Below are 24,433 nucleotides of genomic sequence, written 5' to 3'. Positions count from 1 at the left end.
TAAGGGAGGCTCCGGGGGGTGACCCCGGTCTCATCCTGGCCCATCCTGTCTCATCCCCGGACAAGAGGAAGGACCGGCTCCAGATTTTCCCAGCGGTCGATCTCGCAGCCGTCGGCGCGGGAGAAGCGGGCGTCGACCGAGCGGCCCTGCCAGGTGCCGGTGATGTGCGCGACGGCGGGCCCGCCGTAGACCTGCGTACAGAACTGGTCCGCGGGCACGGGCTCGAACGGGTTCTCGCCCGTCTTCGCGAGCTGCTCCAGACGCGCGCAGGCGTGCTCGCGGGCCGGGTGGGTCCCGCCCGCCCGGTCGTCACACGTCAGCTCGAAGGTGCCGTCGGCGTTCGGGTATCCGCTCTCGGAGACGGTCACGGTCAGCGCCTCGGGCGGCGAGAGCAGGGGCAGCGGCGGCAGCGGACCGAACCCGGCGGTGCCGGCGGCGGCGGTGGCGAGGGTCGAGAGGACGAGGCGGCGCAGCATGCGGATCTCCAGGAACGGGGGAGCGGGTGTGCGGCGGGCAGGCGCGGGCGCACGGCGTGCCCCGCCCCGCCCCCTCTAACGCTCCGGGCGCCGGGGCGTTGCGCAAGCGGGGTACGCCGAGCGGCTCAGGGCGGCGGCTCCGGAGCGGAGGGCGGCTCCGGGCGTGCGGCGGATCCGGCCGGGAGGGGCTGGGTAACGACTCCGGTGGTTCCGGCGGACGGCACGACGGGGGCGCTGGGCTTTGCTCTCGACCCCGGAGGGCTAGTACGGTGAGAATCGATTGGTGACAGCCGGTTCGCCTGTGTCATCATCTGCACGCACCACCGCGCATGCGCGAGGTGCATGGAGGCGTCGCCTAGTCCGGTCTATGGCGCCGCACTGCTAATGCGGTTTGGGTCTTAAAGCCCATCGAGGGTTCAAATCCCTCCGCCTCCGCCCCTACCGAAGCCCCGGCCCCACAGGCCGGGGCTTCGGCCGTTCCCGAGGGGGTCCGATCCCTGGTCTGCGCGACGTTTTCGCAGGTCACAAGGGGTGGGGTCAATGGATTTCACATGGCGGCGGCAGTCATGTAATGTTCTGTCTGTCGCCGCGAGCGGGTCGAAAGACCGGGGAGCGAAGGCAAGACAAAAGAACAAGCACTCGTAGCTTAACGGATAGAGCATCTGACTACGGATCAGAAGGTTGCAGGTTCGAATCCTGCCGAGTGCACACAGATCAGAGGCCCCCTGGACATCGTCCAGGGGGCCTCTGGCATCAGCGGGTGACATCAACGTGCTGTCGTCCTGTCGCTCGTACCCGGCTCAGAACCCGCTGCAGGTGGCTGCCGCCGATGGGCCGGAGGCGGTGGCTGTCTTTGGCGAGTCGTTGTCCACGCTCACCGAGCATGTGGCCGTCCCTCCTGACCCGCTCAGACTGATGAGCAGTGATCCACCCTTCATGAAGCCCTTCGTCTTCAGGGTCTTCCGCCACGGCAGCTTCTCGACGGTTTCGGATCTTGACGAGACGCCATCGTCGTTCCAGAAGGAATAGGCGATGGTTACGTCTCTTGCGTCGCCAGTGACCGCGTACTCCACCGTGACTTCTTTCGACACTTCGTTGGAGATGCCCGCGATGACGGCTACGCACCCGCCTGCCGCCAGCAGGACCAGGATGAGCAGCACCCACGGCCACTTTCGCCGCTTCTTCCTTGGCGGTGCTGCTCCATAAGGTGCGCCACCGCCCGGCGGGGCCTGCCAGCCTGCCCCGGCGTGAGGTTGCTGTGCACCCTGCCCCCACGGCTGCTGGTACGGATCTGGGCGGGGCTCTTGCCCTGATGGGGGTTGGTTCATGTCATCAGCGTCCGACTGCGCGCTCAGGCGCGCTACTCCGCTTCAGGGTCCTCACGCCCGTTCGACTGACGAGGCGAGGGCGAGTCGTGGTCGTCCTCGTCCTGGTCGGTCCCCAACCCCAAAGCGTCGTCCATTCGCTCTGCCGCCGCAGGCCCGCCCGGCCTGCTGTCGATCGGGGGCTGAGGGATGCCGCGCGGCGTACCCAGGCTTTGTGACCGTTTGGGCGCCGCTCAGCTCAGCAGTCAGGGGCGCCGACGACCCAACCACTGACACGGGACGAGGGACTCTCGCCTGAGTGGACGAGGGCCCTTTCAGCTATCCGAGTGCCAGCACCAGACTGTCGGCGCGCCCAGCCGAGGGAGAAGTGGGGATTGGGTCTCATTACGCCATGAGCGATGGTAATGAGATCAGCCGCGCCGTAGCGGATTCGCTGAGAGGCGTGGAGGATCAACCCGCTGAGGTAAGGCAGGCCGTGGCGGCTTCAGCGGCCGCAGCCGCAGTCAGACGCCTAGTCCCGCTGCCGGCTGAGGCGGGTACCAGGCTGTGGACAATGCTCGTGGGCACGCTGTGTGTCATCCTGCTGGGCTCCGTGGGCTGCCTTCTCTACGCGGCGCTGAACAAGATGGAAACGGACATGCTCTTCACCGTCTTCAGCTCGTCGCTCTCTGGGCTGATCGGCCTCTTCGTGCCACCGCCGACGGCCCAGTCTGATGGGTCGTCGGGAGCCTGACATCACTACCTGGCATCAACGACTACGCACCCTGACGGATGCCCACGGATCCGCGCGGGTGCCCTACGCCTGGTCTACGTGCCAGGTCGACTGATCAGCAGCGAAGTACGGCAACGGGCTCAGGTCCGAGCGCTGAGGGTCGCGGCTTAGGGTGTCCGCACATGTCGCAGGTCGACCGGGGGGTCGACGGATCGGTGCGACACGCGGAGGGGCGTTCATGAAGATCAAGGTGGGCAGAGCGGCGCTGACGGCCGTGGTGCTGTCCGTGTCGGTGGGATGTGGGGCAGGGACCGCGGGCCCCGGGACAGGTGAGCGCACAGCGGCGCCCTCCTCGGCGTCGCCCCCGGCGGCGAGGGGTCTCTCTTCCCGGGATCTGCAGAGCAGGTGGTGGACGTGGGCGGCGTCCGAACCCGAGCGGACGAACCCCGTTGTCGATCAGGACGGAAGCGCATGCGCGCGCAATCAGGCGAAGGACGTGTGGTTCCTCGCGGGCTCTTTCGGCGATCGGGTCAAGCGAACGTGCACCGTCCCTGACGGAGTGCCTCTCGCCTTCCCCCTGGTGAACCTCGTCGCGGACCCGTCGTCCTGCGAGGGCTTCATGAGTGCGGCCAAGGGGTCCGCGACGCTGGACGGCAAGAGGATCGACTCGGAGGAGCACCCCGGGGAGCGGATCTCGGTGCTGGGTGTCGCCGACAACCCCGTCACCGGAACAGACGGACGCACCTTCGGCACGGGATGTGGCCTGTGGGTCCAGCTGCCACCGCTTGAACCCGGGCCGCACGTCCTGACGATCCGCGGTGAGTCCGGCGATCTCGCGGTCGCGGTGGACTACTCCCTCGACGTCGGTACCGCTTCACAGGCCTCTTCCTGGGCCTGAGCGCGAAAAGCTCGACCTCCGCGCTGTGAACGGAGGACTCTTCCCCTGAAGTTGACGGCACAACCACGCGAGGTGTCCGCCGTGGACCAAGCCCTGAAGACCTTGGAGCACGAGTTCCGTTCCGAGCCCGGAAGCTTCCCGCGGCCGATTGCCATGTGAATGCTCGCCCCATGGCGACCCCGCCAAAGCCGCTCCACGACCCGGCAGTTCAGCTGCCGCTTCCATTTGCGAGACGCATCCGGCGAGCGCATGGTGGTAGTGGGGAGAGGGCTCTGGTATCGGAGATCAAGGCAGCTGGCCGGGCCCCAAGTCATCGGCGCCCTTGTCGCGCCCGGCCGAAACGCGCCCTAGGCGCATTCCTCGTGGCCTCCTTCAGGTGAATCACTCTTGCGCGCTACTGATAAGCGCCTGCCCTGAGGTCTGCGGCGGTTGCTACAGAGGGGCACTGGAATGGAATTCTTCCCGATCGTCACCCTTGTCATCGCGACATTCCTTCTCCTGATAGGGATCGTGGGACGCGGGGCGAGCATGGGGTCGTCCCAGTTCCACATCACCCTGGAAGGGAGCATCGGACGCCTCCCCAGGGCCGCCATCCTGGCTGTCAGCATCGTGACCTACATCCTGGCCATTTTCGGATTCATCTACGTGGCACAGTCGAAGTCGGAACCGAAAACGACTCCTACGACTCCTGTGACATCCGTGTCTTCGACAGATGCGCCGAGTTCCCAAATCGCGGTAAATTTCGCGAGTACTCTGTTTGACGAGGAGGGGGTTGTCGAAGAGCGGGACGAGATAGTTATCGCTGGATCTGATCCCGTGGTTCTGACTATGGACAAAGATGATTCCAGTGCAGCAGACGTCTTTTATTTTGACAAGGCTGTGTCCGACCTGGCGGTGAACTATACCGTCAGAATTGTCATTACATACTCGGACGGAACCGTGAACGAATATGAGGGGAAGGGGGAGCTGGTTGCAGAAGATGGCGCAACGTTTACCGTTGTATTCGATAGAAACGGCGTGCCTGCGCTCGAATAGCGTTGAATTTCCTTCTTCGGGGAAGTGTTCTGCGTCCCGACCCGACGCAGGGGCTGCCGGCGGTGGCTCCTGGCGAGCCGTAGCCGGTGAGGTGGGGGTTCGGGGTGGTCCGGGGGCCTTCGGTGTTGGCGGGTCGGGGGGTTAGGGTCGGATGATCGTTCTTTTCATTCGACGGTGGGGGTTGGGGCATGGCGCTCTTCGGAAACGCGCACGCGATTGATCCGGCGCAGGCGCAGCAGGACTACGCGCGGCTGCTCGGGCAGGGGGAGCAGGTGCACGCCGCGTACCTGCTGATCCGCGACACGATCTTCTTCACCGACCGGCGGCTCGTGCTGGTCGACAAGCAGGGCATCACCGGCAAGAAGGTCGAGTACCACTCGATCCCGTACAAGAGCATCACGCACTTCGCGGTCGAGACCGCCGGCACCTTCGACCTGGACGCCGAGCTGAAGATCTGGATCTCGGGCAGCCAGCTGCCGGTCCAGAAGACCTTCACCAAGGGTGTCGACATCTACGAGGTGCAGGCGATCCTCACGCAGTTCGTCGCCCGGTAGGCAGCGGGGCACCGCCATAGGCGTAGGGGAGGGATTTTCGGGGTCATACCCGGGAATCCCTCCCCTTTTGGGTGAACCTGTCTTATTTGCATGTCAGTTGAATATGCCTTCGTCCTAGCTTGCGAGGCGGAGGTGATGATCGATGGACGCGATCGACATCGATGACTTGGTGTACGCCGCCACGGGTGCGCCCCTGCGGCGCCTGACCGCCCGGGACGGGACCCACTGGTTCCCCGTCGTGGACGTGGCGAAGCGGCTGGGGTACGCGGGGACGCGGGAGGCGCTGCGGACCGTGGACCTGCCCGGGACGTGCCTGGCGTCCGCGCGGGAGCTCGCCGGGGGTGAGGAGTTCCTCGGGCGGTGCGGGATCAGGGCGGCGACGCGGATGGTGAGCCTGCAGGGGCTCGTCCAGCTCGTCGGGGCCTGCCGGAGACCGGAGGCCGGCCCGTTCCGGGCGTGGACGGCCGAGGTCATAGCGGCGATCCAGCGGTACGGGGGGTACGGGCTCGAACCCTCCCCCGTGCACGCCGGGTTCGTCCTGCCGCAGGAGCTCGTCGACGTCCTCGTACGCCTCGACGGGCAGTTCGACGAGCGGGACGCGGCGTACGCCGAGCACACCGAGTACGCGGAGCTGCTCCGTGAGACCCGGCGGAGTCTCTCAAGGGTCGCCGACTCCCTTGAGCGGCTCTCCGTGCCGCGCCAGCGCACCGGCGCCGCCGTAGCCCTCACCCCGCAGGAGCTCGTCGAGTCCTGGGCCATCACCGGGGACGTGCGCACGGTCGCGAGCTGTCTCGCCCCCGGCCTGGTCCGCGGCGGCGTCCGCTACCGGGCCCAGGACGTCACCCGGCGCACCGGTCTCTCCGGCGAGCGCGTCCGGGACTGCGTACGCCTCCTCATCGAGCGCGGCTGCATGCGGGAGGTCGGGGGGCCCGACGCCGACGGGGCGCGGATCTACGTCCTGCCCTGAGCCGGCACGACGACGATCTGGTACGCGTCCGTGTAGACGACCCGGCCCGGGTCGGCCGACTCCAGGCGGACGCAGGGCACTCCGTGGTCCCGCAGGATCCGCAGGTACGGGTCGACCCTGGCCAGTGCCTCGGTGGCCGTCGGCCGGAACCAGGCGGCCGCGCCCGGGTTCAGCTCCGGGTCGTAGACCGTCGGGTCGACCGCGGTCGGGTTCGGGAAACGGGCGTCGTACCAGTCGTTCGAGGAGCGCCAGATCGCCCACTCCTCGGGAGTCAGCCTGCCCTCCCGGGCCAGCAGGTTGGTCAGGCCGAACACTCCGGGGTGATTGCCCCGGGGGCCCGGGGCAGGCGACTGGAACCGGATGTGTCGGAGACTGGGCATCCACGGAGCATAGGGAGGCGCGGGCGTGGAGTGGCAGTGTCGGGGGATCACCTGGAGCGGGGGCGTGCCCGGGCTGCGGTGGCGGGGCGGGAGGGTCAGCGCCCTCGCGTACGGGCAGGGGCTCGCCTTCCGGGCCGTGGGGGAGCGGCGGTGTCCCGGGGCCCGGGGGAACCCCTGTCCCCTGGAGGCCGTCGTGCCGGGCCGGGCCACCGGTGGGCGGTGCGCGGAGTGCGCGCGGCTCGACCGGGCGCACTCCGTGGCCGCCGACACCTTCCTGGACGACCCGCAGCCTTACCGTGTGTACCTGGCCTGGTTCGGGCCCGGTATGACCAAGGTGGGGATCACCGCCGAGGCCCGCGGCGAGGCCCGGCTCCTCGAACAGGGCGCCGTCACGTTCAGCTGGCTCGGGCGGGGGCCGCTGATGGCCGCCCGGCGGACCGAGGAGGTGCTGCGGCAGGCGCTCGGGATCCCCGACCGCGTGGCGTACGAGCGGAAGCGGGCCGGCCGGCACGCGCTGCCGGCCGCCTCGGAACGGGCCCGGGAGGTCGGGGAGCTGCACCGGCGGGCACGGGAGGTGGGCGGCTGGACGGAGACCCTGGAGCCGCTGGAGTTCGCCCCGCGTGACCACGCCCCGGCCTTCGGTCTCGACGGGCTGCCGCCGCTCGCCGGCACGGTCACGGAGCTGGTCGACGGGGGTGTCGTCAGCGGGCGGCTGCTCGCCGCCGCCGGGCCCGATCTGCACCTCCTCGACCCGGGCGGACGCTGTCTCGCCCTCGACACCCGGCTGATGGGCGGCTGGGTGCTCCAGGCGGCAAAGGAGGGCGAGGCCTTGTCCGTGCCGGTGTCGGAAGCGGTGTCCGCCGTCGACCCGAGCACCCAGGGCGAGCTGTTCTGAGGGGGCCGCCCCACCGCAGCGGTCCCTTCGTAAAGTCTTGGATCCTGTTGCCCGGGCGCCGTGGACATCCCCCACCGGCCCGGCGAGGGTGATCACATGACCCCCGAGCTGGTGGCGGACCTCGAACCGCCCTACTACACCGCTGTGTTCACTTCGATCCGGCCAGACGCCCCCGAGGGCTATGCCGAGACGGCCGCACGGATGGACGAACTCGCCAGAGAGATGCCCGGCTTCCTCGGCCATGAGTCCGCCCGCACTCCCGGCGGCATCGGCATCACCGTGGCCTACTTCCGGGACCTGGAGGCGCTCGACGCCTGGCGTCTGCACGCCGAGCACCAGGCCGCCAAGGCCCACGGCCGCGAGCACTGGTACGACAGCTACAGCGTCCACATCGGCAAGGTCGAACGGAGTTACAGCTTTGAGCGCGAGTAGCGAGAGCCATGAGAGCCGAGAGCACCGCGAGCACCGCGCGAGTAGCGAGAGCCACGAGAGCCGAGACCACCGCGAGAACCGCGCGAGTGGTGAGCGCCGCGAGGCCGACGACATCCGGGCCCTCGTCGAGCGGCTCGGCATTCCCGGGCTCGTCGATGTGCACACGCACTTCATGCCGCAGAACGTCCTCGACAAGGTCTGGGCCTACTTCGACGCCGTCGGCCCGCTGACCGGCATGGAGTGGCCCATCACCTACCGCGAGGAGGAGGAGCGCCGGCTCGCGCTCCTGCGCGGCTTCGGGGCGGTCGCCTTCACCGCGATGCTCTACCCCCACAAGCCCGGGATGGGCGCCTGGCTGAACTCCTGGGCCGCCGACTTCGCCGCCCGCACCCCCGACTGTCTGCACACCTCGACCTTCTTCCCCGAGCCGGGCGTCGACCGGTACGTCCAGGAGGCGCTCGCCGCCGGAGCCCGCGTCTTCAAGGTGCACCTTCAGGTCGGCGGCTTCGACCCGAACGACCCCGCGCTGGACGGGGTCTGGGGAGCCCTCGCCGACAGCGGCACCCCCGTCGTGGTCCACTGCGGCTCCGGGCCCACTCCGGGCAACTTCACCGGACCCGGGCCCATGGCGCGGCTGCTCGCACGGCACCCCAGGCTGCGCGTGATCGTCGCCCATATGGGGATGCCCGAGTACGGCGACTTCCTCGATCTCGCCCAGCGGTACGAGGGGGTCCACCTGGACACCACCATGGCCTTCACCGACTTCAGCGAGCGACTGGCGCCGTTCCCCGAGGCGGAGCTCAAGCGGCTCGTGGACGTCGGCGACCGGATCCTCCTCGGCTCCGACTTCCCGAACATCCCGTATCCGTACGTGCACCAGCTCCAGGCCCTCGAACGCCTCGGGCTCGGGGATGACTGGCTCCGCGGCGTCCTGTACGAGAACGGCGCCGCGTTGTTTCACGTGAAACCGTCCGCGGACCTCTGAGTCCTTTCTCAGGGAATTCACAGGAAAGGGAAAGAGGCCTCTCAGCGGCGCCCGACAGCGTGGGTTCCATGACCGTCACCACACGCCGTACCGGCACCCGCGCCGACATGCTCCGTGCCGACGGAACCGCCGTCCGCGTCCTCGTCGTCGACGACGAGGCCTCGCTCTCCGAGCTGCTCTCGATGGCCCTGCGCTACGAGGGCTGGCAGGTCAGAAGTGCCGGGGACGGCGCTGCCGCGCTGCGCTCCGCGCGTGAGTTCCGGCCCGACGCCGTCATCCTCGACATCATGCTTCCCGACGTCGACGGGCTGAGCCTGCTCGGCCGGATCCGGCGCGAGCTGCCCGACGTACCGGTGCTCTTCCTGACGGCGAAGGACTCCGTCGAGGACCGGATCGCCGGACTCACGGCGGGCGGCGACGACTACGTCACCAAGCCCTTCAGCCTGGAGGAGGTCGTGGCCAGGCTGCGCGGGCTCATCCGCAGGTCCGGGGCGGCCGTCGCGCGCAGCGAGTCGCTGCTCGTCGTCGGGGACCTGACCCTCGACGAGGACAGCCACGAGGTCACCCGGGGCGGGGTCTCCATCCACCTCACGGCGACCGAGTTCGAGCTGCTGCGCTATCTCATGCGCAATCCGCGGCGGGTGCTCAGCAAGGCGCAGATCCTCGACCGGGTCTGGTCGTACGACTTCGGCGGTCAGGCCAATGTCGTCGAGCTCTACATCTCGTACCTGCGGCGGAAGATCGACGCGGGGCGCGCCCCGATGATCCACACCCGGCGCGGGGCCGGCTACCTCATCAAGCCGGGGGAGTAGCGGCTCGTGTGGCGAGGTGCAGGGCAGCGGACACGGTCTCCGCGGACAAGGGGGCCGTGGTCGCTGCGGACCCGTCTCGTCGTCTCGGCGGTCGCGCTGATCGCGGTCGTCGCGGCCGTCATCGGAACCGTCACGACGATCGCGTTCCGCTCGTACCTGTACGACCAGGCCGACGACTCGCTCCGAAGCGTGTCCACGCGGGCCGCCGGGCCGCCGGACCGCGTCGGCCTGCCCGATCCGGAGAGGGAAAGGCAGGACAGGCCGCCGCTCGGCTTCCTCAAGGACCCCGGCGCGCCGATAGGGACGCTCGGTGCGGTCCTGATCGGCGGGGAGGTCTCCGAGGCCGGCTACTCGACGGAGGCGGCCGGGGAGACCGGCGCGGACCTGCCGCTGTTCCCGGTCGAGAGTCTCGACGCCGCCCAGCAGTCCGTGCTCTCCGCCGTCCCGCGTGACGGACGGCCGCACACCGTCGACCTCCCGGGCGGCCTGGGTTCCTACCGGGTCGAGTACGCGGAGGGCGGCCGTGGCACCTTCCTCATCGGCATCCCCCTCACCGAGGTCGAGGACGCCCTCTCCACCCTGATCCTCGTCGAGCTCAGCGTCACCGGCGCCGGGCTCTTCGCCGCCTCGCTCGCCGGAACCGTGCTCGTCCGGGTGGCCCTGCGGCCGCTGCACCGGGTCGCCGTCACCGCACGGCAGGTCGCCCGACTTCCCCTGCACAGCGGTGAGGTGGCACTCCATCAGCGGGTCCCCGACGCGGAGGCCGATCCCCGGACGGAGGTCGGCCAGGTCGGCGCGGCCATCAACCGGATGCTCGACCACGTCCACTCGGCCCTCGACGCCCGCCAGCAGAGCGAGACCCGGGTCCGGCAGTTCGTCGCCGACGCCAGCCATGAACTGCGCACCCCGCTCGCCTCGATCCGGGGGTACGCGGAGCTGACCCGGCGCGGCCGCGAGGAGTGCGGGCCCGACACCCGGCACGCGCTCGGCCGGATCGAGTCCGAGGCGACGCGGATGACGGGCCTGGTCGAGGACCTGCTGCTGCTCGCCCGGCTCGACGCCGGACGACCCCTCTCGTACGAGCCCACCGACCTCGTCCCGCTGGTCGTGGACGCCGTGAGCGACGCCCGCGCCGCAGGGCCCGACCACCACTGGTGCATCGAACTGCCCGAGGACGGCGGGACGCCGGTACGGGCGGACGGCGCCCGGCTCCAGCAGGTGCTCGTCAACCTCCTCGCCAACGCCCGTACGCACACACCGCCCGGCACCAAGGTCACCGCGCGGCTCCGTGCGGAACCCGGTGCGGTGGTCGTCCAGATCGAGGACGACGGGCCCGGCATCCCGGCCGCGCTCCTCCCCGCCGTCTTCGAGCGGTTCGCGCGCGGTGACGCCTCACGCTCCCGCAACGCCGGATCCACCGGCCTCGGGCTCGCCATCGTCCGGGCGGTCGTCGTCGCCCACGGCGGTGACGTGACCGTCGAGAGCGTCTCCGGCCGGACCGCCTTCACCGTCCGGCTGCCCGCCGCCCACCCGGCGGAAGCCCACTCACAGGCAGGCCACAGGCTCATCACACAGCCGTGACAGCGGCCCCGGCGAGTGTCGGTGGCATGCGAACCCCAACGATCGCGGGGCCCACGTCCGGGGCCCTCCCCGCCCGGGAACACCTGCCGGTGAACATCGCGGGACGGCCCGTCCTGGACGTGGTGATCCCCGTCTACAACGAGGAGAAGGACCTGGAGCCGTGCGTCCGCCGGCTCCACGAACACCTCCTCCGGACCTTCCCGTACGGCTTCCGCATCACCGTCGCCGACAACGCCTCCACCGACAGCACCCCCGACGTCGCCGCCGGCCTCGCCGCCGAGGTGCCCGAGGTGCGCTCCGTACGTCTGGAGCAGAAGGGGCGCGGCCGGGCGCTGCGGACGGTGTGGTCGGGCTCGGACGCCCCCGTCCTCGCCTATATGGACGTGGACCTGTCCACCGACCTGAACGCTCTGCTCCCGCTGGTCGCGCCGCTCATCTCCGGCCACTCCGACCTGGCGATCGGCTCCCGGCTCGCCCGCTCCTCGCGGGTGGTGCGCGGCCCGAAGCGGGAGTTCATCTCCCGCGCGTACAACCTGATCCTGCGCGGCTCGCTCGCCGCCCGGTTCTCCGACGCGCAGTGCGGCTTCAAGGCCATACGGCGGGACGTCGCCGAGCGGCTCCTCCCGATGGTGGAGGACACCGGCTGGTTCTTCGACACCGAGCTGCTCGTCCTCGCCGAGCGCGCCGGGCTGCGCATCCACGAGGTGCCGGTCGACTGGGTCGACGACCCCGACTCGACCGTGCACATCGTGAGCACGGCCACCGACGACCTCAAGGGCGTCTGGCGGGTCGGGCGGGCCCTCGCGACGGGTTCGCTGCCCCTCGACCGGCTGTCCAGGCCCTTCGGGGACGACCCCCGGGACCGTGAACTCAGCGGTGTGCCGGGCGGACTGGCCCGCCAGCTGGTCGGCTTCTGCGTGGTCGGGGCCCTGTCCACGCTCTTCTACATCGCCCTGTACTCGCTCTTCCGGCTCGGTGTCGGCCCGCAGTTCGCCAACGCCGCCGCCCTCCTGGTCTCCGCCGTCGCCAACACGGCGGCCAACAGGCGGCTCACCTTCGGGGTACGGGGCCGGGACCGGGCCGTCCGCCATCAGGCGCAGGGGCTCGTGGTCTTCGCGATCGGCCTGGCCCTGACCAGCGGTTCGCTCGCCGCTCTCGGCGCGGCGACCGGCGATCCGGCGCACTCCACCGAGCTCGCCGTCCTGGTCGTCGCCAATCTCGCCGCGACCGTCCTGCGCTTCCTCCTCTTCCGGCTCTGGGTCTTCCCCGAGCGGGCCACCTCAAGGAACGACCCAAGGAACGACCGATGACTTCGACCTCCCTGGCCGCGTCGGCCGGCGCGGCCCATGCCGCGCCGTCCCGCGGTGGCCCCCTCACCCGGCTCTGGCGCGGCCGCGCCGACGACGCCCCCTGGGTCCGGCCCGCGTTCCTCGGTCTGCTCGCCGTGACCACCGTGCTCTACCTGTGGAACCTGAGCGCCTCCGGCTACGCCAACTCCTTCTACTCCGCCGCCGTCCAGGCGGGCGGCGAGAGCTGGAAGGCCTTCTTCTTCGGCTCGCTCGACGCGGCCAACGCCATCACCGTCGACAAGCCCCCGGCCGCCCTCTGGCCGATGGCCCTCTCCGTCCGTCTCTTCGGCCTCGGCTCCTGGCAGATCCTCGTGCCCGAGGTGCTCATGGGCGTGGCTACCGTCGCCGTGCTCTACGCGGCCGTACGGCGCCGGTTCGGCGCGGGCGCGGGTCTGATCGCGGGTGTGGTCCTGGCGCTCACGCCCGTCGCGGCGCTGATGTTCCGCTTCAACAACCCGGACGCGCTGCTCGCCCTGCTGATGACGGTCGCCGTCTACTGCGTACTGCGCGCGCTCGAACAGGACAAGGGCGCGGCGAAGTGGCTCGTGTGGGCCGGGGTGGCCTTCGGCTTCGCGTTCCTCGCGAAGACCCTGCAGGCCTTCCTGATCCTGCCGCCGCTCGCCCTCGTCTACGGGGTGTGCGCGCCGGGCGGCATCGGGCGCCGGATCGGCCGGCTCGCCCTGGCCGGGCTCGCGATGATCGTGTCGGCGGGCTGGTGGGTGGCCCTGGTCGAGCTGTGGCCGGCGTCCTCCCGCCCGTACGTCGGAGGCTCGCAGAACAACAGCTTCCTGGAGCTGACCTTCGGCTACAACGGCCTCGGCCGCATCAACGGCGACGAGACCGGCAGCGTCGGCGGCGGGGGAGGCGGCGGTGGCATGGGCGGCGGCCGTTGGGGTGAGACCGGCATCGTCCGGATGTTCAACGACTCCGTCGGCGGCCAGATCTCCTGGCTCCTGCCGGCCGCGCTGATCCTGCTCGTCGCGGGGCTCGTCGTCACCTGGCGGGCGCCCCGGACGGACACGGCGCGTTCGGCGTTCCTGGTGTGGGGCGGTTCGCTGCTGATCACGCTCGCCGTGTTCAGCTTCATGGCCGGAATCTTCCACGAGTACTACACGGTGGCCCTGGCCCCGTACCTCGCGGCGCTCGTCGGCATGGGCGCGGCCGTGCTCTGGGAGGAGCGCACCCGGCTGCTCGCCTCGGCGGCCCTCGCGGTGACGGTGGCGGTGACCGCCTGGTGGGGCTGGACCCTGCTCGGGCGGACGCCGGACTGGTTGCCGTGGCTGCGCTGGACGGTCCTCGTCGCGGGCGCGGTGGCCGCGCTCGGGCTGCTCTTCGCGGGCCGGATCGACCGGCGCCTCGGCCTCGTGGTCGCGGGCCTCGGCCTGGCGGCGGGACTCGCGGGTCCCTTCGCGTACACCCTGGCGACGGTGGACTCCGGACACCAGGGTTCGATCGTGACGGCGGGCCCGGCGGGCGGCGCCATGGGCGGCCGGGGTCCCGGCGGCGGTGGCGGCATGCGGATGTTCGAGGGCGGGGGATTCCCCGGCGGCGGACAGATGCCCGGTGGTCGCGGCGGTCAGGGCGGTCAGATGCCCGGCGGTCCCGGTGGGCAGGGCGGTCAGGGCGGCGGGCAGATGCCCAACGGCCAGGGCCAGGGCCAGGCTCAGGGCCAGACCCAGGGCCAGATGCCCGGCGGCACCCCGCCGCAGGGCATGACCCGAGGCGAAGGCTTCGGTGGCGGCGGCATGGGCGGCCTGCTCAACGGCGCCAGTGTCGGTACGGAGGCGAAGAGCGCGCTCCTCGCGGACGCCGACTCGTACACCTGGGTCGCGGCCACGGTCGGCGCCCAGAACGCGGCCAGCTACCAGCTCGCCACCGAGAAGCCGGTGATGGCGATCGGCGGCTTCAACGGCAGTGACCCGTCCCCGACCCTCGCGCAGTTCAAGCAGTACGTCGCGGAGGGGAAGATCCACTACTTCATCGGCAGCGGCGAGAGCGGCGGTAGCGCCGGCGGCACCGGTGAGGACGGCGGCCGCATGGGCGGCGGCGGTGGTCCCGGCGGCAACTCGGAGATCTCCACCTGGGTCGCGGAGACCTTCGAGAAGGTCACGGTCGGCAACGCCACGTTCTACGACCTGACCACCAAGAAATAGATAAGCGCTATACAGCGTAAGAGAGTCCTTGTACGGTGTACGAGACCTAGTCCCGTACACCGTACAAGGAGCCCTGCCCATGACGGCGACGACCGCCGCGACCGAACCGACCGCCACCGGCGGTCACCCGCAGCGCTGGCTGATCCTCGGCGTCATCTGCCTCGCCCAGCTCACCGTGCTGCTCGACAACACCGTGCTCAGCGTCGCCATCCCGTCGCTGACCTCCGAACTCCACGCGACCACCACCGACATCCAGTGGATGATCAACGCGTACTCGCTCGTCCAGTCCGGCCTGCTGCTCAGCGCGGGCAACGCCGCCGACCGCTACGGCCGCAAGAAGCTGCTCGCGATCGGACTCGCGCTCTTCGGCCTCGGCTCGCTCGCCGCCGGACTCGCCGACTCCACCGCCCAGCTGATCGCGGCCCGCGCGGGCATGGGCGTCGGCGGCGCGCTCCTGATGACCACCACCCTCGCCGTCGTCATGCAGATCTTCGACGACTCGGAGCGGGTCAAGGCCATCGCGCTCTGGTCCACCGTCGCCTCCCTGGGCTTCGCCGGCGGGCCGCTGATCGGCGGCGTGATCCTGAACCACTTCTGGTGGGGAATGATCTTCCTGATCAACATCCCGGTCGCGGTCGTCGCCCTCGTCGCCGTCCTCAAGCTCGTCCCGGAGTCCAAGAACCCGCAGGGCGAGCGCCCCGACCTGCTCGGCGCGCTGCTCTCCACCATCGGCATGACCGCCGTCGTGTACGCGATCATCAGCGGCCCCGAGCACGGCTGGGTCTCCGCGCAGGTGCTGGTCCCGGCCGCGATCGGTCTGCTGGGCCTCGGTGCGTTCGCGCTGTGGGAGTTGCACACCCCGTACCCGATGCTCGACATGCACTTCTTCCGGAACCAGAAGTTCATCGGCGCCATCGGCGGTTCGATCCTGGTCGTCTTCGGCATGGGCGGCTCGCTCTTCCTGCTCACCCAGCACCTGCAGTTCGTGCTCGGCTACGAGCCGCTTGAGGCCGGTCTGCGGATGGCGCCGCTCGCGCTGACGATCGTCGGCCTCAACCTGACCGGCATCGGCCCGAAGATCGTCATGAAGCTGGGCACCCCGCCCACCGTCGTCCTCGGCATGACCCTGGTCGCCGGTGGTCTGACCTCGATCTCGCTGCTCGGCGGCGGCACGGACGGCAGCTACGCGGGCATGCTCCTCGGCCTGGTCCTGATGGGCGGCGGCATCGCCGTCTCCTCCCCGGCCATGGCCAACGCGATCATGAGCTCGATCCCGCCGGAGAAGGCGGGCGTGGGCGCCGGGATCAACGGCACCCTCGCCGAGTTCGGCAACGGCCTCGGTGTCGCCGTCCTCGGCGCCGTCCTCAACGCCCGCTTCGCCGCGCTCGTCGCCGTCACCGCGACCTCCCTCCCGGCCGCCCTGGCCGCCGCGGGCAGCGAGGCCGAGCGCCAGGAGATCTCCGACGCCTTCGCCTCCGGCCTCCAGACCAGCCAGCTCGTCGGCGCGGTCGCGGTCTTCGCCGGCGGCCTGGTCGCGGCGGCTCTGCTCCGGCGGGCCGAGCGCACGGAGAAGGCCCTGGCGCCCGAGCAGTCCATCGCTGCCTAGCATGGTCACGGAGCACTGACAGACGGAGGAACGCGATGGTCAAGGCAGCCGACCGGGCCAAGAACCCGGCGCGTTCCAGCGTCTGGCTGGAGACCCGGACCCCGCGGAGCGGCGGCGGTCCGGCCGGTCTCGACCGGGACCGGATCGTCGCCGCCGCGATCCGGATGCTCGACGAGGAGGGCCTGGCCAAGCTGTCGATGCGCAAGCTGGCGGCCGAGCTGAACGTCACCGCGATGTCCCTGTACTGGTACGTGGACACCAAGGACGACATCATCGAGTTCGCCATGGACAGCGTGTACGGCGAGTTCGACCTCGCGGCGGTGGAGGCCGCCGACGGCTGGCGGGACATGATCCGGGAGCTCGCCCTGGGATACCGCCGGATGCTGGTCCGCCACCCGTGGATGTCCCCGAGTGCCGGGCAGTACCTGAACATCGGCCCGCACGCGATCGCCGTCGGCACCAAGATCCAGGAGGCGATCGGCGGCACCGGCCTGCCGATCGACCGTCAGCCCAGCGCGACGTCGGCGGTCTTCCAGTTCGTGTACGGCTACGGGACGATCGAGTCCCAGTTCGGGCGGCGTGCGGCGGAGGCCGGGATGTCGCAGGACGACTTCTACGTGGAGTCCGTCAAGGCCTTCCGCGACAACCCGGGCTTCGTGGAAGCCATCGAGCCCATGGCGGAGATCCTCGACGAGCGGGCCACGCACGGCAGCGTCACCGAGATGTGGGACCGCGACTTCGCCTACGCGCTGGACGTCCTGGTGGCCGGCATCGAGACCATGGTTTCCCGTGAAACCGAGGCTCGCGGGACCGAGGCTCGTGGGACCGGGGCCACTGAAACCCGGAAATGACGGAGCGGCGGGCCGTCCCCTGCCCGCCGCTCCGTACTGGACCCGGCCGCGCCTCCGCTCGAAGCGCGCCCGGGAGTCTTTCTAGGCCTCCGCGACGGCCTCCGCGGCCACCGGCTTCTCGTCGGCCTTCACCGAGCTGCTCTTCAGGGCGACTTCCTTGATGAAGAGCGTCACCACGAAGGCCAGCAGCGCGAACGGCGCCGAGTAGAGGAAGACGTCGCCGACGCCGTGCCCGTACGCGCTCTCCATGACCGTGCGGATCGGGGCCGGCAGCTTGTCCATGTCGGGGATCCCGCCGCCCGAGCCGCCCTGGCCCATGGCGGCCGCGGCCTTCGGGCCGAGCTCGGCCAGGCCCTCCTTGACGTAGTCCGTGACCCGGTGGGCCATGACCGCGCCGAGCGCCGAGACACCGATCGCACCGCCCAGGGAGCGGAAGAAGGTGACGACGGAGGAGGCGGCGCCGAGGTCGGCGGGGGCCACCTGGTTCTGGGTGCAGAGCACCAGGTTCTGCATCATCATGCCGAGGCCGAGGCCGAGGACCGCCATGAACAGCGCGATGTGCCAGTACGTCGTGTCGTAGCGGATCGTGCCGAGCAGGCCGAGACCGCCCGCGGCGAGGGCGCCGCCGCTGACCAGCCACGCCTTCCAGCGGCCGGTCTTGGTGATGATCAGACCCGAGACGGTGGAGGAGACGAACAGGCCCGCGATCATCGGGATGGTGAGGACGCCGGACATCGTCGGCGACTCGTTCCGCGCCAGCTGGAAGTACTGGCTGAAGAAGACCGTGCCAGCGAACATCGCGACACCCACGAAGAGCGAGGCGAGCGAGGCGAGGGTGATCGTGCGGTTGCGGAAGAGGCGGAGCGGGATGATCGGCTCGCTCGCCTTCGACTCGACGATCAGGAAGATACCGCCGAGTGCGATCGCGCCGAGCACCATCACGGCCGTCTGCCAGGACATCCAGTCGTACTTGTCGCCCGCGAAGGTGACCCAGATGAGGAGCAGGGAGACGGCGGCGCTGATGAAGAAGGCGCCGGCCCAGTCGACCTTGACCTTGCGCTTCACGACGGGGAGCTTGAGGGTCTTCTGCAGGACGATCAGCGCGATGATCGCGAAGGGCACGCCCACGTAGAAGCACCAGCGCCAGCCGAGCCAGTCGGTGTCGGTGATGACGCCGCCGAGCAGCGGGCCGCCGACGGTGGCGACGGCGAAGGTCGCGCCGAGGTAGCCGCTGTAGCGCCCGCGCTCACGCGGGGCGATCATCGCGGCCAGGATGATCTGGGAGAGGGCGGTCAGACCGCCGACGCCGATGCCCTGGACGACACGGCAGGCGATGAGCATGCCGGTGCTCTGCGAGAGGCCGGCGACGACCGAGCCCGCCACGTAGATGACCAGGGCTATCTGGACGAGCAGCTTCTTGGAGAAGAGGTCCGCGAGCTTGCCCCAGAGCGGGGTGGTCGCGGTCATCGAGAGCAGCGCGGCGGTGACCACCCAGGTGTAGGCGGACTGGCCGCCGCCCAGGTCGGTGATGATCTGGGGGAGGGCGTTGGAGACGATCGTCGAGGACAGGATGGCGACGAACATGCCGAGCAGCAGCCCGGACAGCGCCTCCATGATCTGCTTGTGCGTCATCGGGGCGCCGCCGGAGGCGGTGTCCCCCTGCTTGGCGCTCCCGCCGCTCACACCGGTCTCTGGTGTGGTGGTCGTAGCCATCAAGTTCCTTCGTTCTCAAGCGTGGTGGGCCCGGCAGTCCCCGAAGGAATCGCGGAGGCGGGCGAGCAGGGTGGTGAGCAGTTCGACGTCGTCGTCGGACCACTCCGCGAGGGTGCGGGCGAGCATGTCGGTCAGCCGTCGGTCGAGGACGGCGAGCATGTCTTCGCCCGCCCGGGTCAGGTGCAGGATGCGGGAGCGTTTGTCGGCGGGATCGGGCAGTCGCTCGACCCAGCCGCGGTCCACGGTGTGGGCCACGTGGCGGCTGCTGACCGACATGTCGACGGCCATGAGTTCGGACACCCGGCCCATCCGCATGTCGCCGTGGTGGTTGAGCAGGGCGAGGACGATGGCGGATCCGCTGGGGCACTCGGTGGGCAGGACCCGCGCGAGGCCGCGCTTCACCGCTCCGATGGCGCTCACCTGGCGGGCGAGGTTCTCGTAGCGATTGCCTCGGTCCGTCGAGCTGTCCGTCGAGCTGTCCACCGAGCGGTCCGTCGAGCCGTACATCAGGCACTCCGTAGATGTTGTTGCTTAGGGCAACCATAGAGATGGATGGTTGCTCCAGGCAAACTAAATCGGTCAAACAGCGCTAAAGAATCGGCAAAGGTGGAGCGGAGGTGTGGGTCGCGGATGCTTCCGCCGAGGTCGGGGTACGGGGCTTGGGCCCGTCACCCGTACTTCGCTAGGGTCCTGACCCATGGCACACAACCCCCAAGCACCGTACGGCCAGGGCCAGGGCCCCGAGGGCTCCTACAACGACCCCGCCGGCAGCACCCAGATGTTCCGCGCCTTCGTCGACGAGGGCGCCCCGCAGCAGCGGCAGCCGCAGGCCGCGGCCACGTCGTCGGGTGGTCCGAAGGTCGGCCTGATCGTCGGAGTGGTCGCGGTGATCGTCGTCCTGGCGGCCGTCGCGTGGCTGGCCCTGGGCTGACCGACCCGTCCTTCACCGAGCCCCGGGTGGGCCGGATCCGCACCGCGCGGACCCGGCCCGCCTTTTCGTTTCCTACCGCGGGGTGACGGAGTCCAGCGCGGGCGCGAGGACCGCGAACGCCTCCCCGATCAGCGCGGCCGGGTCCGCCGCGCTCTCCGTGTCCTCCCCCTCGCTCCACCGGCGCAGTACGGCGTCGAACGCGGCCAGTGCCATGCCCGCGGCCAGCCGGGGATAGAGGTCGGCCCCGGGGTCGCGCCCCAGCCGGACCGCCAGCTCCTCCGTCAGTTCCTCGCGCCACTGTGCCTGGTGCTCCAGGAGGCGGGCGAGCAGTGCGGGGGTCCGCAGGATCAGCCGGACCACCGGCAGGGCGCGCTCGGCGTGGTCGCCGCACGTCTTCAGGGGTACGGAGACGGCGTGCAGGAGTGCCTCGGAGGGGCGCTCCCCGGCGGGCCGGGCGGCGAGCCCGACGCGCATGTCGGCGCCCATCCCGGCCAGGAACTGGACGACCACGTCCTCCTTGGACGCGAAGTAGCGGAAGAAGGTCCGCTTGGAGACCCCGGCGGTGGTCGCGATCTCGTCGACGGTGACCGCGTCGAAGCCCTTGAGGGCGAGCAGTTGGAGGGCCGCCTCGGTGAGCTCGGTCGCGACGAGCTGACGTTTGCGCTGGGCCAGGCTGACGGGGCCGGTGTCGGGGCGGGTACTCACCGGGGAATGGTAACGCGGTGCCTCCGATGACACCAAGACCCCTCTACGTCATTCAGACGCGTGCTTGACACTCGGTGACACAAACGGCAGCGTGTGTCGCATGACCAAGAAGCAGAGCTGGACCGCCGACCGGATCCCGGACCAGACCGGGCGGCTCTTCGTCGTCACCGGGGCCAACAGCGGTCTCGGCCTCGCCACCACCCGCGAGCTCGCCCGCCGGGGCGGTCGCGTGGTCCTCGCCGTACGGGACGAGGAGAAGGGCCGCCGGGCCGTCGACGAGCTCGTGGCGGCCGGAGTCGCGCCGGACCTCCTCGACGTACGACCGCTCGACCTGGCGGACCTCGACTCGGTACGCGCCTTCGCGGGCCGGATGCGCGAGGAGCACGACCGCCTGGACGTACTGGTCAACAACGCGGGCGTGATGGCTCCGCCCCGCACCCTCAGCCCCCAGGGGCACGAGCTCCAGTTCGCCACCAACCACCTCGGCCACTTCGCGCTCACCGGGCTGCTGCTCGATCTGCTCGCCGCGGGGCGGGACCCCCGGGTGGTCACGGTCAGCTCGATCAACCACCGGCAGGGCCGCCTCCGCTTCGACGACCTCGCCGGTGAGCGCGGGTACGCGCCCATGGCCTTCTACAACCAGTCGAAGTTCGCCAACGCCGTCTTCGGGCAGGAGCTCCACCGGCGCCTGACCGGGACCGGCAGCCCGGTCCGCGGGGTGCTCGCCCATCCCGGCTACACCGCCACCCGACTCCAGATCCGGGACACCTCCGGCCTCCTGCGCTGGGTCTTCACTCACCTCGGCAACCCGCACATCGCCCAGAGCCCGGAGAGGGGCGCGCTGCCGCAGCTGTACGCGGCGACCGAACCGGGCCTGGCGGGCGGCGAGTTCATCGGCCCCGACGGCATGGCCGAGCTGCGCGGCGCACCGACCCGGGTCCGCCTCTCCGAGGCGGCGGCCGACGCCGGGACGGGCCGCCGGCTCTGGGGCGTCTCGGAGGACCTCACAGGGGTGCGCTTCCCCGTCACTGCCAGCTAGCGGAGACCTTCCGGGTGTCGATCCGCATCCCCAGCGGCACCCGCCAGGAGTCCACGCACACGGTGTACGTCTCCGTCCGCGCCGTCCCGGCGGCGATCGGCGCCGGCAGCGGCTGGGTGGAGGTGAGCGTCGCCCAGTCGACGCCGAGGGCGCCGATGACATGCGTGGCGAAGGTGACCGTGCCCGAACGCGCCGCCGTACCCCCACTGTTCGAGAAGGTGACGGTCACCTTCTCGCACCAGCGCCGGTCCCCGTCGGCGAGCACGGGCGCGGAGACGGTGACCACGGCGGGCCCGGGCGTGGGCTCGGGTGTGGGGACCGGGGTGGGGGTGGTGGGCGCCGGGGTGCCGGTGCCGGGCGCGGGCTCGGAGGGCGGTGCGGAGGGCGTACGGGGAGGGGCGCCGGCGTCGGGACCCGGGGGCGTACCGCCGGAGCCGCCCGGCGCGGTCGTCGGAGCCGCACTCGACCCCGTACCCGTGTCGGTCCCCGCGCTGGACCCCGTACTCGCGTCCGCACCGGAAGACCCGGGTGTGCCCGGGGGTGCTGTGTCCCCACCCGTCGGCGGCGGCACGGCCGACGGGTCCGGTTCCGGTTCCGGCGAGGGCGACGACGTGCTGGACGTGTCCCCGCGCGTCGTGGGGCCGTCCAGGGGGACGAGCGTGACCGCGCCCGAGGGCGTGCCCGCACCGCCCGGGGAGGGGCCGGCGCCCACCGCCGCGTACCCCTCGCCGTCTCCTCCACCGCCACAGGCGGTCAGCGCTCCGCCGAGGCAGAGCGCCACCGCCACGAGTCCCGGCTTCCTTCGCCTCATGGCCGCCAGTCTGGCTGACGATCCGTCAGTAAGGGAGCCCTTCGGGGAACTCAGTCCGCGATGAGGCCCTCGCGCAGCTGGGCGAGGGTGCGGGTGAGCAGCCGCGAGACGTGCATCTGGGAGATGCCGACCTCCTCGCCGATCTGCGACTGGGTCATGTTGGCGAAGAAGCGCAGCATGATGATCTGCCGCTCGCGGGGCGGGAGTTTGGCGAGCAGCGGCTTGAGCGACTCGCGGTACTCGACGCCTTCGAGCGCCGTGTCCTCGTAGCCGAGGCGGTCGGCGAGCGAGCCCTCGCCGCCGTCGTCCTCGGGGGAGGGGGAGTCGAGCGAGGAGGCGGTGTACGCGTTGCCCACGGCGAGGCCGTCGACGACGTCCTCCTCCGACACCCCGAGCACGGCGGCGAGTTCGGGCACGGTCGGGGAGCGGTCGAGCTTCTGGGCGAGCTCGTCGCTGGCCTTGGTGAGGGCGAGGCGCAGCTCCTGGAGCCGGCGCGGGACGCGCACGGACCACGAGGTGTCACGGAAGAAGCGCTTGATCTCACCGACGACCGTCGGCATCGCGAACGTCGGGAACTCCACGCCCCGTTCGCAGTCGAAGCGGTCGATCGCCTTGATGAGGCCGATGGTGCCGACCTGGACGATGTCCTCCATCGGCTCGTTGCGGGAGCGGAAGCGGGCCGCCGCGTACCGCACGAGGGGGAGGTTGAGCTCGATCAGGGTGTCGCGGACGTAGGTCCGCTCCGGGCTGTCCGCGGCGGCGCCTTCGGTGTCGAGGGCGCGCAGCCGGAGGAAGAGGGAGCGCGAGAGGGTGCGGGTGTCGAGGGCTCCCGACGTGACGACCATCGGCGGAGGCGAGGCCTCCGCGCTGTCGGTCGCGGTCGGCGCCGTCGTCTGCGCGGGCACGGGAACGGGCGTGAGCGTGAGCACCTTCGAGCTGCCCAGTTCTGTGGACATGCCACCCCCTTGAGGTCGCGGACGGTCGCGGTGGCCGCGACCATCTGAGGAACGCAGCCACCACCTGAATACCGGCGGCGGGGCTGCGGCAAACTCGGTTCCAGCAGAATGTCACATGTCGGCAACACGCTGTAGTGACTTGTCGACAAGGCGAGGGTGCATATCCGCAGGAAACAAGGGGTGTACGGCATTTGGGGCGCCGCAGAACTGCTCCGAACCGGTCTACCCGTTCCGGTTACGCCTCGATTCTGTTTGCGGATCTCAAACGCGCGAAGCTGCGGGCGAGGAGCCTTGACACGTGCATCTGGGAGACGCCGAGTTCCTGGCTGATCTGAGACTGGGTCAAGTTGCTGTAGTAGCGCAGCATGAGGATCCGCTGCTCCCGCTCGGGCAGTTGTACGAGCAGGTGCCGGACGAGGTCGCGGTGCTCGACACCGGCCAGGGCGGGGTCCTCGTAGCCGAGCCGGTCGAGCAGCCCGGGCAGCCCGTCGCCCTCCTGTGCGGCCTCCAGGGAGGTCGCGTGGTACGAGCGTCCGGCCTCGATGCAGGCGAGCACCTCGTCCTCGCCGATCCGCAGCCGCTCGGCGATCTCGGCGGTCGTGGGAGAGCGGCCGTGAGCGGTCGTCAGGTCCTCGGTGGCGCCGTTCACCTGGACCCACAGCTCGTGCAGCCGGCGCGGCACGTGCACGGTGCGGACGTTGTCGCGGAAGTACCGCTTGATCTCGCCGACGACCGTCGGCATGGCGAAGGTCGGGAACTGGACGCCACGGTCGGGGTCGAAGCGGTCGATGGCGTTGATGAGGCCGATGGTGCCGACCTGGACGACGTCCTCCATCGGCTCGTTGCGGGAGCGGAAGCGGGCCGCCGCGTACCGCACGAGGGGGAGGTTGGCCTCGATGAGGGCCCCGCGCACCCGGTGGTGCTCCGGAGTGCCCGGTTCCAGGTTCTTGAGCTGCCCGAAGAGCACCTGGGTGAGGGCGCGGGTGTCGGCGCCGCGGGTGCTCTGGGGCCGGGGGCGAGGGGTCTCCGCGCCGCCTGCCTCGTGCTGGGGCGGGACTTGAGGCGCTGTACTGGCCGGCACGTTCACGCCACCCCTTTGGCTGGTCTTGCTGGTCGACTGGGTCAACTACGGTCAACTCATCCGTCAAAAGCGGTCATAGCATCACAAGACATGTCCACTGTGTGCAAGCACCGCATAGCCACGTGTTGAGGGCATGTTGGCGGAAAAAGGGGAGGTCACGCACGGAATCGCGGACGAAAAAGGCCC

The 24,433-nt window shown here is 70.4% G+C and carries 25 protein-coding genes and 2 tRNA genes; 18 read left to right on the top strand and 9 right to left on the bottom strand.

All coding sequences use genetic code 11. The features are described 5' to 3' along the window. Positions 1 to 50: 50 nt before the first annotated feature. A complete protein-coding gene (locus tag OG259_RS20650) occupies positions 51 to 476 on the bottom strand; it encodes an SSI family serine proteinase inhibitor (RefSeq protein WP_328943613.1) in 426 nt (141 codons plus the stop codon). A 344-nt stretch (positions 477 to 820) separates the two neighbouring features. Between OG259_RS20650 and OG259_RS20645 the strand changes: the two genes are divergently transcribed. Next, positions 821 to 911, top strand: a tRNA-Ser gene (locus tag OG259_RS20645). A 200-nt stretch (positions 912 to 1,111) separates the two neighbouring features. Then, a tRNA-Arg gene (locus OG259_RS20640) sits at positions 1,112 to 1,184 on the top strand. 92 nt (positions 1,185 to 1,276) lie between these two features. Here the strand turns inward: OG259_RS20640 and OG259_RS20635 are convergent. Further along, complete coding sequence (locus OG259_RS20635) at positions 1,277 to 1,636, bottom strand: hypothetical protein (protein WP_328943612.1); 360 nt, start codon at positions 1,634 to 1,636, stop codon at positions 1,277 to 1,279. 556 nt (positions 1,637 to 2,192) lie between these two features. On the opposite strand from OG259_RS20635, the gene OG259_RS20630 reads away from it, so the two are divergent. From OG259_RS20630 to OG259_RS20610, 5 genes are all read left to right on the top strand, one after another. Further along, positions 2,193 to 2,534 carry a hypothetical protein gene (locus tag OG259_RS20630; RefSeq protein ID WP_328943611.1) on the top strand — a complete coding sequence of 114 codons (342 nt, stop codon included), beginning with the start codon at positions 2,193 to 2,195 and terminating at the stop codon, positions 2,532 to 2,534. Positions 2,535 to 2,751: 217 nt separating this feature from the next. Beyond that, positions 2,752 to 3,411 carry a signal protein gene (locus tag OG259_RS20625; RefSeq protein WP_328943610.1) on the top strand — a complete coding sequence of 220 codons (660 nt, stop codon included), beginning with the start codon at positions 2,752 to 2,754 and terminating at the stop codon, positions 3,409 to 3,411. 450 nt (positions 3,412 to 3,861) lie between these two features. Beyond that, positions 3,862 to 4,446, top strand: a complete 585-nt coding sequence (locus OG259_RS20620; RefSeq protein WP_328943609.1) for a hypothetical protein — start codon at positions 3,862 to 3,864, stop codon at positions 4,444 to 4,446. A gap of 188 nt (positions 4,447 to 4,634) precedes the next feature. Continuing rightward, positions 4,635 to 5,000, top strand: a complete 366-nt coding sequence (locus OG259_RS20615) for a PH domain-containing protein (protein ID WP_030318096.1) — start codon at positions 4,635 to 4,637, stop codon at positions 4,998 to 5,000. A 142-nt stretch (positions 5,001 to 5,142) separates the two neighbouring features. After that, positions 5,143 to 5,967, top strand: a complete 825-nt coding sequence (locus OG259_RS20610) for a BRO-N domain-containing protein (protein WP_328943608.1) — start codon at positions 5,143 to 5,145, stop codon at positions 5,965 to 5,967. On the opposite strand, the gene OG259_RS20605 is transcribed toward OG259_RS20610, so the two are convergent. Continuing rightward, entirely contained in the window at positions 5,952 to 6,347 is a 396-nt protein-coding gene (locus OG259_RS20605; protein WP_328943607.1) for a hypothetical protein, read from the bottom strand. The genes OG259_RS20610 and OG259_RS20605 overlap by 16 nt on opposite strands. A gap of 25 nt (positions 6,348 to 6,372) precedes the next feature. Between OG259_RS20605 and OG259_RS20600 the strand changes: the two genes are divergently transcribed. The 9 genes from OG259_RS20600 (at position 6,373) to OG259_RS20560 (ending at position 17,011) form a co-directional block, all read left to right on the top strand. After that, the gene (locus tag OG259_RS20600; protein ID WP_328943606.1) at positions 6,373 to 7,242 is read left to right on the top strand and encodes a DUF2797 domain-containing protein; all 870 of its coding nucleotides are present in this window, start codon (positions 6,373 to 6,375) and stop codon (positions 7,240 to 7,242) included. A gap of 96 nt (positions 7,243 to 7,338) precedes the next feature. Then, positions 7,339 to 7,674 (top strand): antibiotic biosynthesis monooxygenase family protein, encoded by a 336-nt coding sequence (locus OG259_RS20595; protein WP_328943605.1) that lies wholly within the window; start codon positions 7,339 to 7,341, stop codon positions 7,672 to 7,674. Between the two features lie 112 nt (positions 7,675 to 7,786). Beyond that, the gene (locus OG259_RS20590) at positions 7,787 to 8,659 is read left to right on the top strand and encodes an amidohydrolase family protein (RefSeq protein ID WP_328947130.1); all 873 of its coding nucleotides are present in this window, start codon (positions 7,787 to 7,789) and stop codon (positions 8,657 to 8,659) included. A 68-nt stretch (positions 8,660 to 8,727) separates the two neighbouring features. Beyond that, positions 8,728 to 9,471 carry a response regulator transcription factor gene (locus OG259_RS20585; protein WP_328943604.1) on the top strand — a complete coding sequence of 248 codons (744 nt, stop codon included), beginning with the start codon at positions 8,728 to 8,730 and terminating at the stop codon, positions 9,469 to 9,471. 6 nt (positions 9,472 to 9,477) lie between these two features. Then, a complete protein-coding gene (locus OG259_RS20580; RefSeq protein WP_328943603.1) occupies positions 9,478 to 11,052 on the top strand; it encodes a sensor histidine kinase in 1,575 nt (524 codons plus the stop codon). A gap of 26 nt (positions 11,053 to 11,078) precedes the next feature. After that, entirely contained in the window at positions 11,079 to 12,362 is a 1,284-nt protein-coding gene (locus tag OG259_RS20575; protein WP_328943602.1) for a bifunctional glycosyltransferase family 2/GtrA family protein, read from the top strand. Then, on the top strand, positions 12,359 to 14,554 hold the full coding sequence (locus tag OG259_RS20570; protein WP_328943601.1) for an ArnT family glycosyltransferase: 2,196 nt from the start codon (positions 12,359 to 12,361) through the stop codon (positions 14,552 to 14,554). The genes OG259_RS20575 and OG259_RS20570 overlap by 4 nt, the downstream gene beginning before the upstream one ends. 79 nt (positions 14,555 to 14,633) lie before the next feature. Beyond that, a complete protein-coding gene (locus OG259_RS20565; RefSeq protein WP_328943600.1) occupies positions 14,634 to 16,160 on the top strand; it encodes an MFS transporter in 1,527 nt (508 codons plus the stop codon). Between the two features lie 35 nt (positions 16,161 to 16,195). Continuing rightward, positions 16,196 to 17,011 carry a TetR/AcrR family transcriptional regulator gene (locus tag OG259_RS20560; protein WP_328943599.1) on the top strand — a complete coding sequence of 272 codons (816 nt, stop codon included), beginning with the start codon at positions 16,196 to 16,198 and terminating at the stop codon, positions 17,009 to 17,011. A gap of 81 nt (positions 17,012 to 17,092) precedes the next feature. On the opposite strand, the gene OG259_RS20555 is transcribed toward OG259_RS20560, so the two are convergent. Both OG259_RS20555 and OG259_RS20550 read right to left on the bottom strand, forming a co-directional pair. After that, positions 17,093 to 18,724, bottom strand: coding sequence for an MDR family MFS transporter (locus OG259_RS20555; RefSeq protein WP_328943598.1), 1,632 nt, complete (start codon positions 18,722 to 18,724; stop codon positions 17,093 to 17,095). Between the two features lie 15 nt (positions 18,725 to 18,739). Beyond that, a complete protein-coding gene (locus tag OG259_RS20550) occupies positions 18,740 to 19,231 on the bottom strand; it encodes a MarR family winged helix-turn-helix transcriptional regulator (protein ID WP_328943597.1) in 492 nt (163 codons plus the stop codon). Positions 19,232 to 19,421: 190 nt separating this feature from the next. Here OG259_RS20550 and OG259_RS20545 point away from each other — a divergent pair, with 190 nt between their 5' ends. After that, the gene (locus OG259_RS20545; RefSeq protein ID WP_266894332.1) at positions 19,422 to 19,655 is read left to right on the top strand and encodes a hypothetical protein; all 234 of its coding nucleotides are present in this window, start codon (positions 19,422 to 19,424) and stop codon (positions 19,653 to 19,655) included. 72 nt (positions 19,656 to 19,727) lie between these two features. On the opposite strand, the gene OG259_RS20540 is transcribed toward OG259_RS20545, so the two are convergent. Further along, positions 19,728 to 20,360 (bottom strand): TetR family transcriptional regulator, encoded by a 633-nt coding sequence (locus tag OG259_RS20540; protein WP_328943596.1) that lies wholly within the window; start codon positions 20,358 to 20,360, stop codon positions 19,728 to 19,730. Between the two features lie 100 nt (positions 20,361 to 20,460). Here OG259_RS20540 and OG259_RS20535 point away from each other — a divergent pair, with 100 nt between their 5' ends. Further along, a complete protein-coding gene (locus OG259_RS20535) occupies positions 20,461 to 21,399 on the top strand; it encodes an oxidoreductase (protein ID WP_328943595.1) in 939 nt (312 codons plus the stop codon). Here the strand turns inward: OG259_RS20535 and OG259_RS20530 are convergent. The 3 genes from OG259_RS20530 to OG259_RS20520 form a co-directional block, all read right to left on the bottom strand. Then, positions 21,386 to 22,210, bottom strand: a complete 825-nt coding sequence (locus tag OG259_RS20530) for a hypothetical protein (protein WP_328943594.1) — start codon at positions 22,208 to 22,210, stop codon at positions 21,386 to 21,388. The two genes, OG259_RS20535 and OG259_RS20530, sit on opposite strands and share 14 nt — an antisense overlap. A 50-nt stretch (positions 22,211 to 22,260) precedes the next feature. Further along, positions 22,261 to 23,166, bottom strand: coding sequence for an RNA polymerase sigma factor SigF (locus OG259_RS20525; RefSeq protein WP_328943593.1), 906 nt, complete (start codon positions 23,164 to 23,166; stop codon positions 22,261 to 22,263). Between the two features lie 235 nt (positions 23,167 to 23,401). Then, complete coding sequence (locus tag OG259_RS20520; protein WP_030318136.1) at positions 23,402 to 24,247, bottom strand: RNA polymerase sigma factor SigF; 846 nt, start codon at positions 24,245 to 24,247, stop codon at positions 23,402 to 23,404. Positions 24,248 to 24,433: the final 186 nt, after the last annotated feature.

The sequence above is a fragment of the Streptomyces sp. NBC_00250 genome (genome assembly GCF_036192275.1).
Lineage (GTDB): Bacteria > Actinomycetota > Actinomycetes > Streptomycetales > Streptomycetaceae > Streptomyces.
The sequence above is the reverse complement of the archived record's forward strand: the minus strand, read 5'-3'. Positions and strand labels throughout refer to the sequence as shown.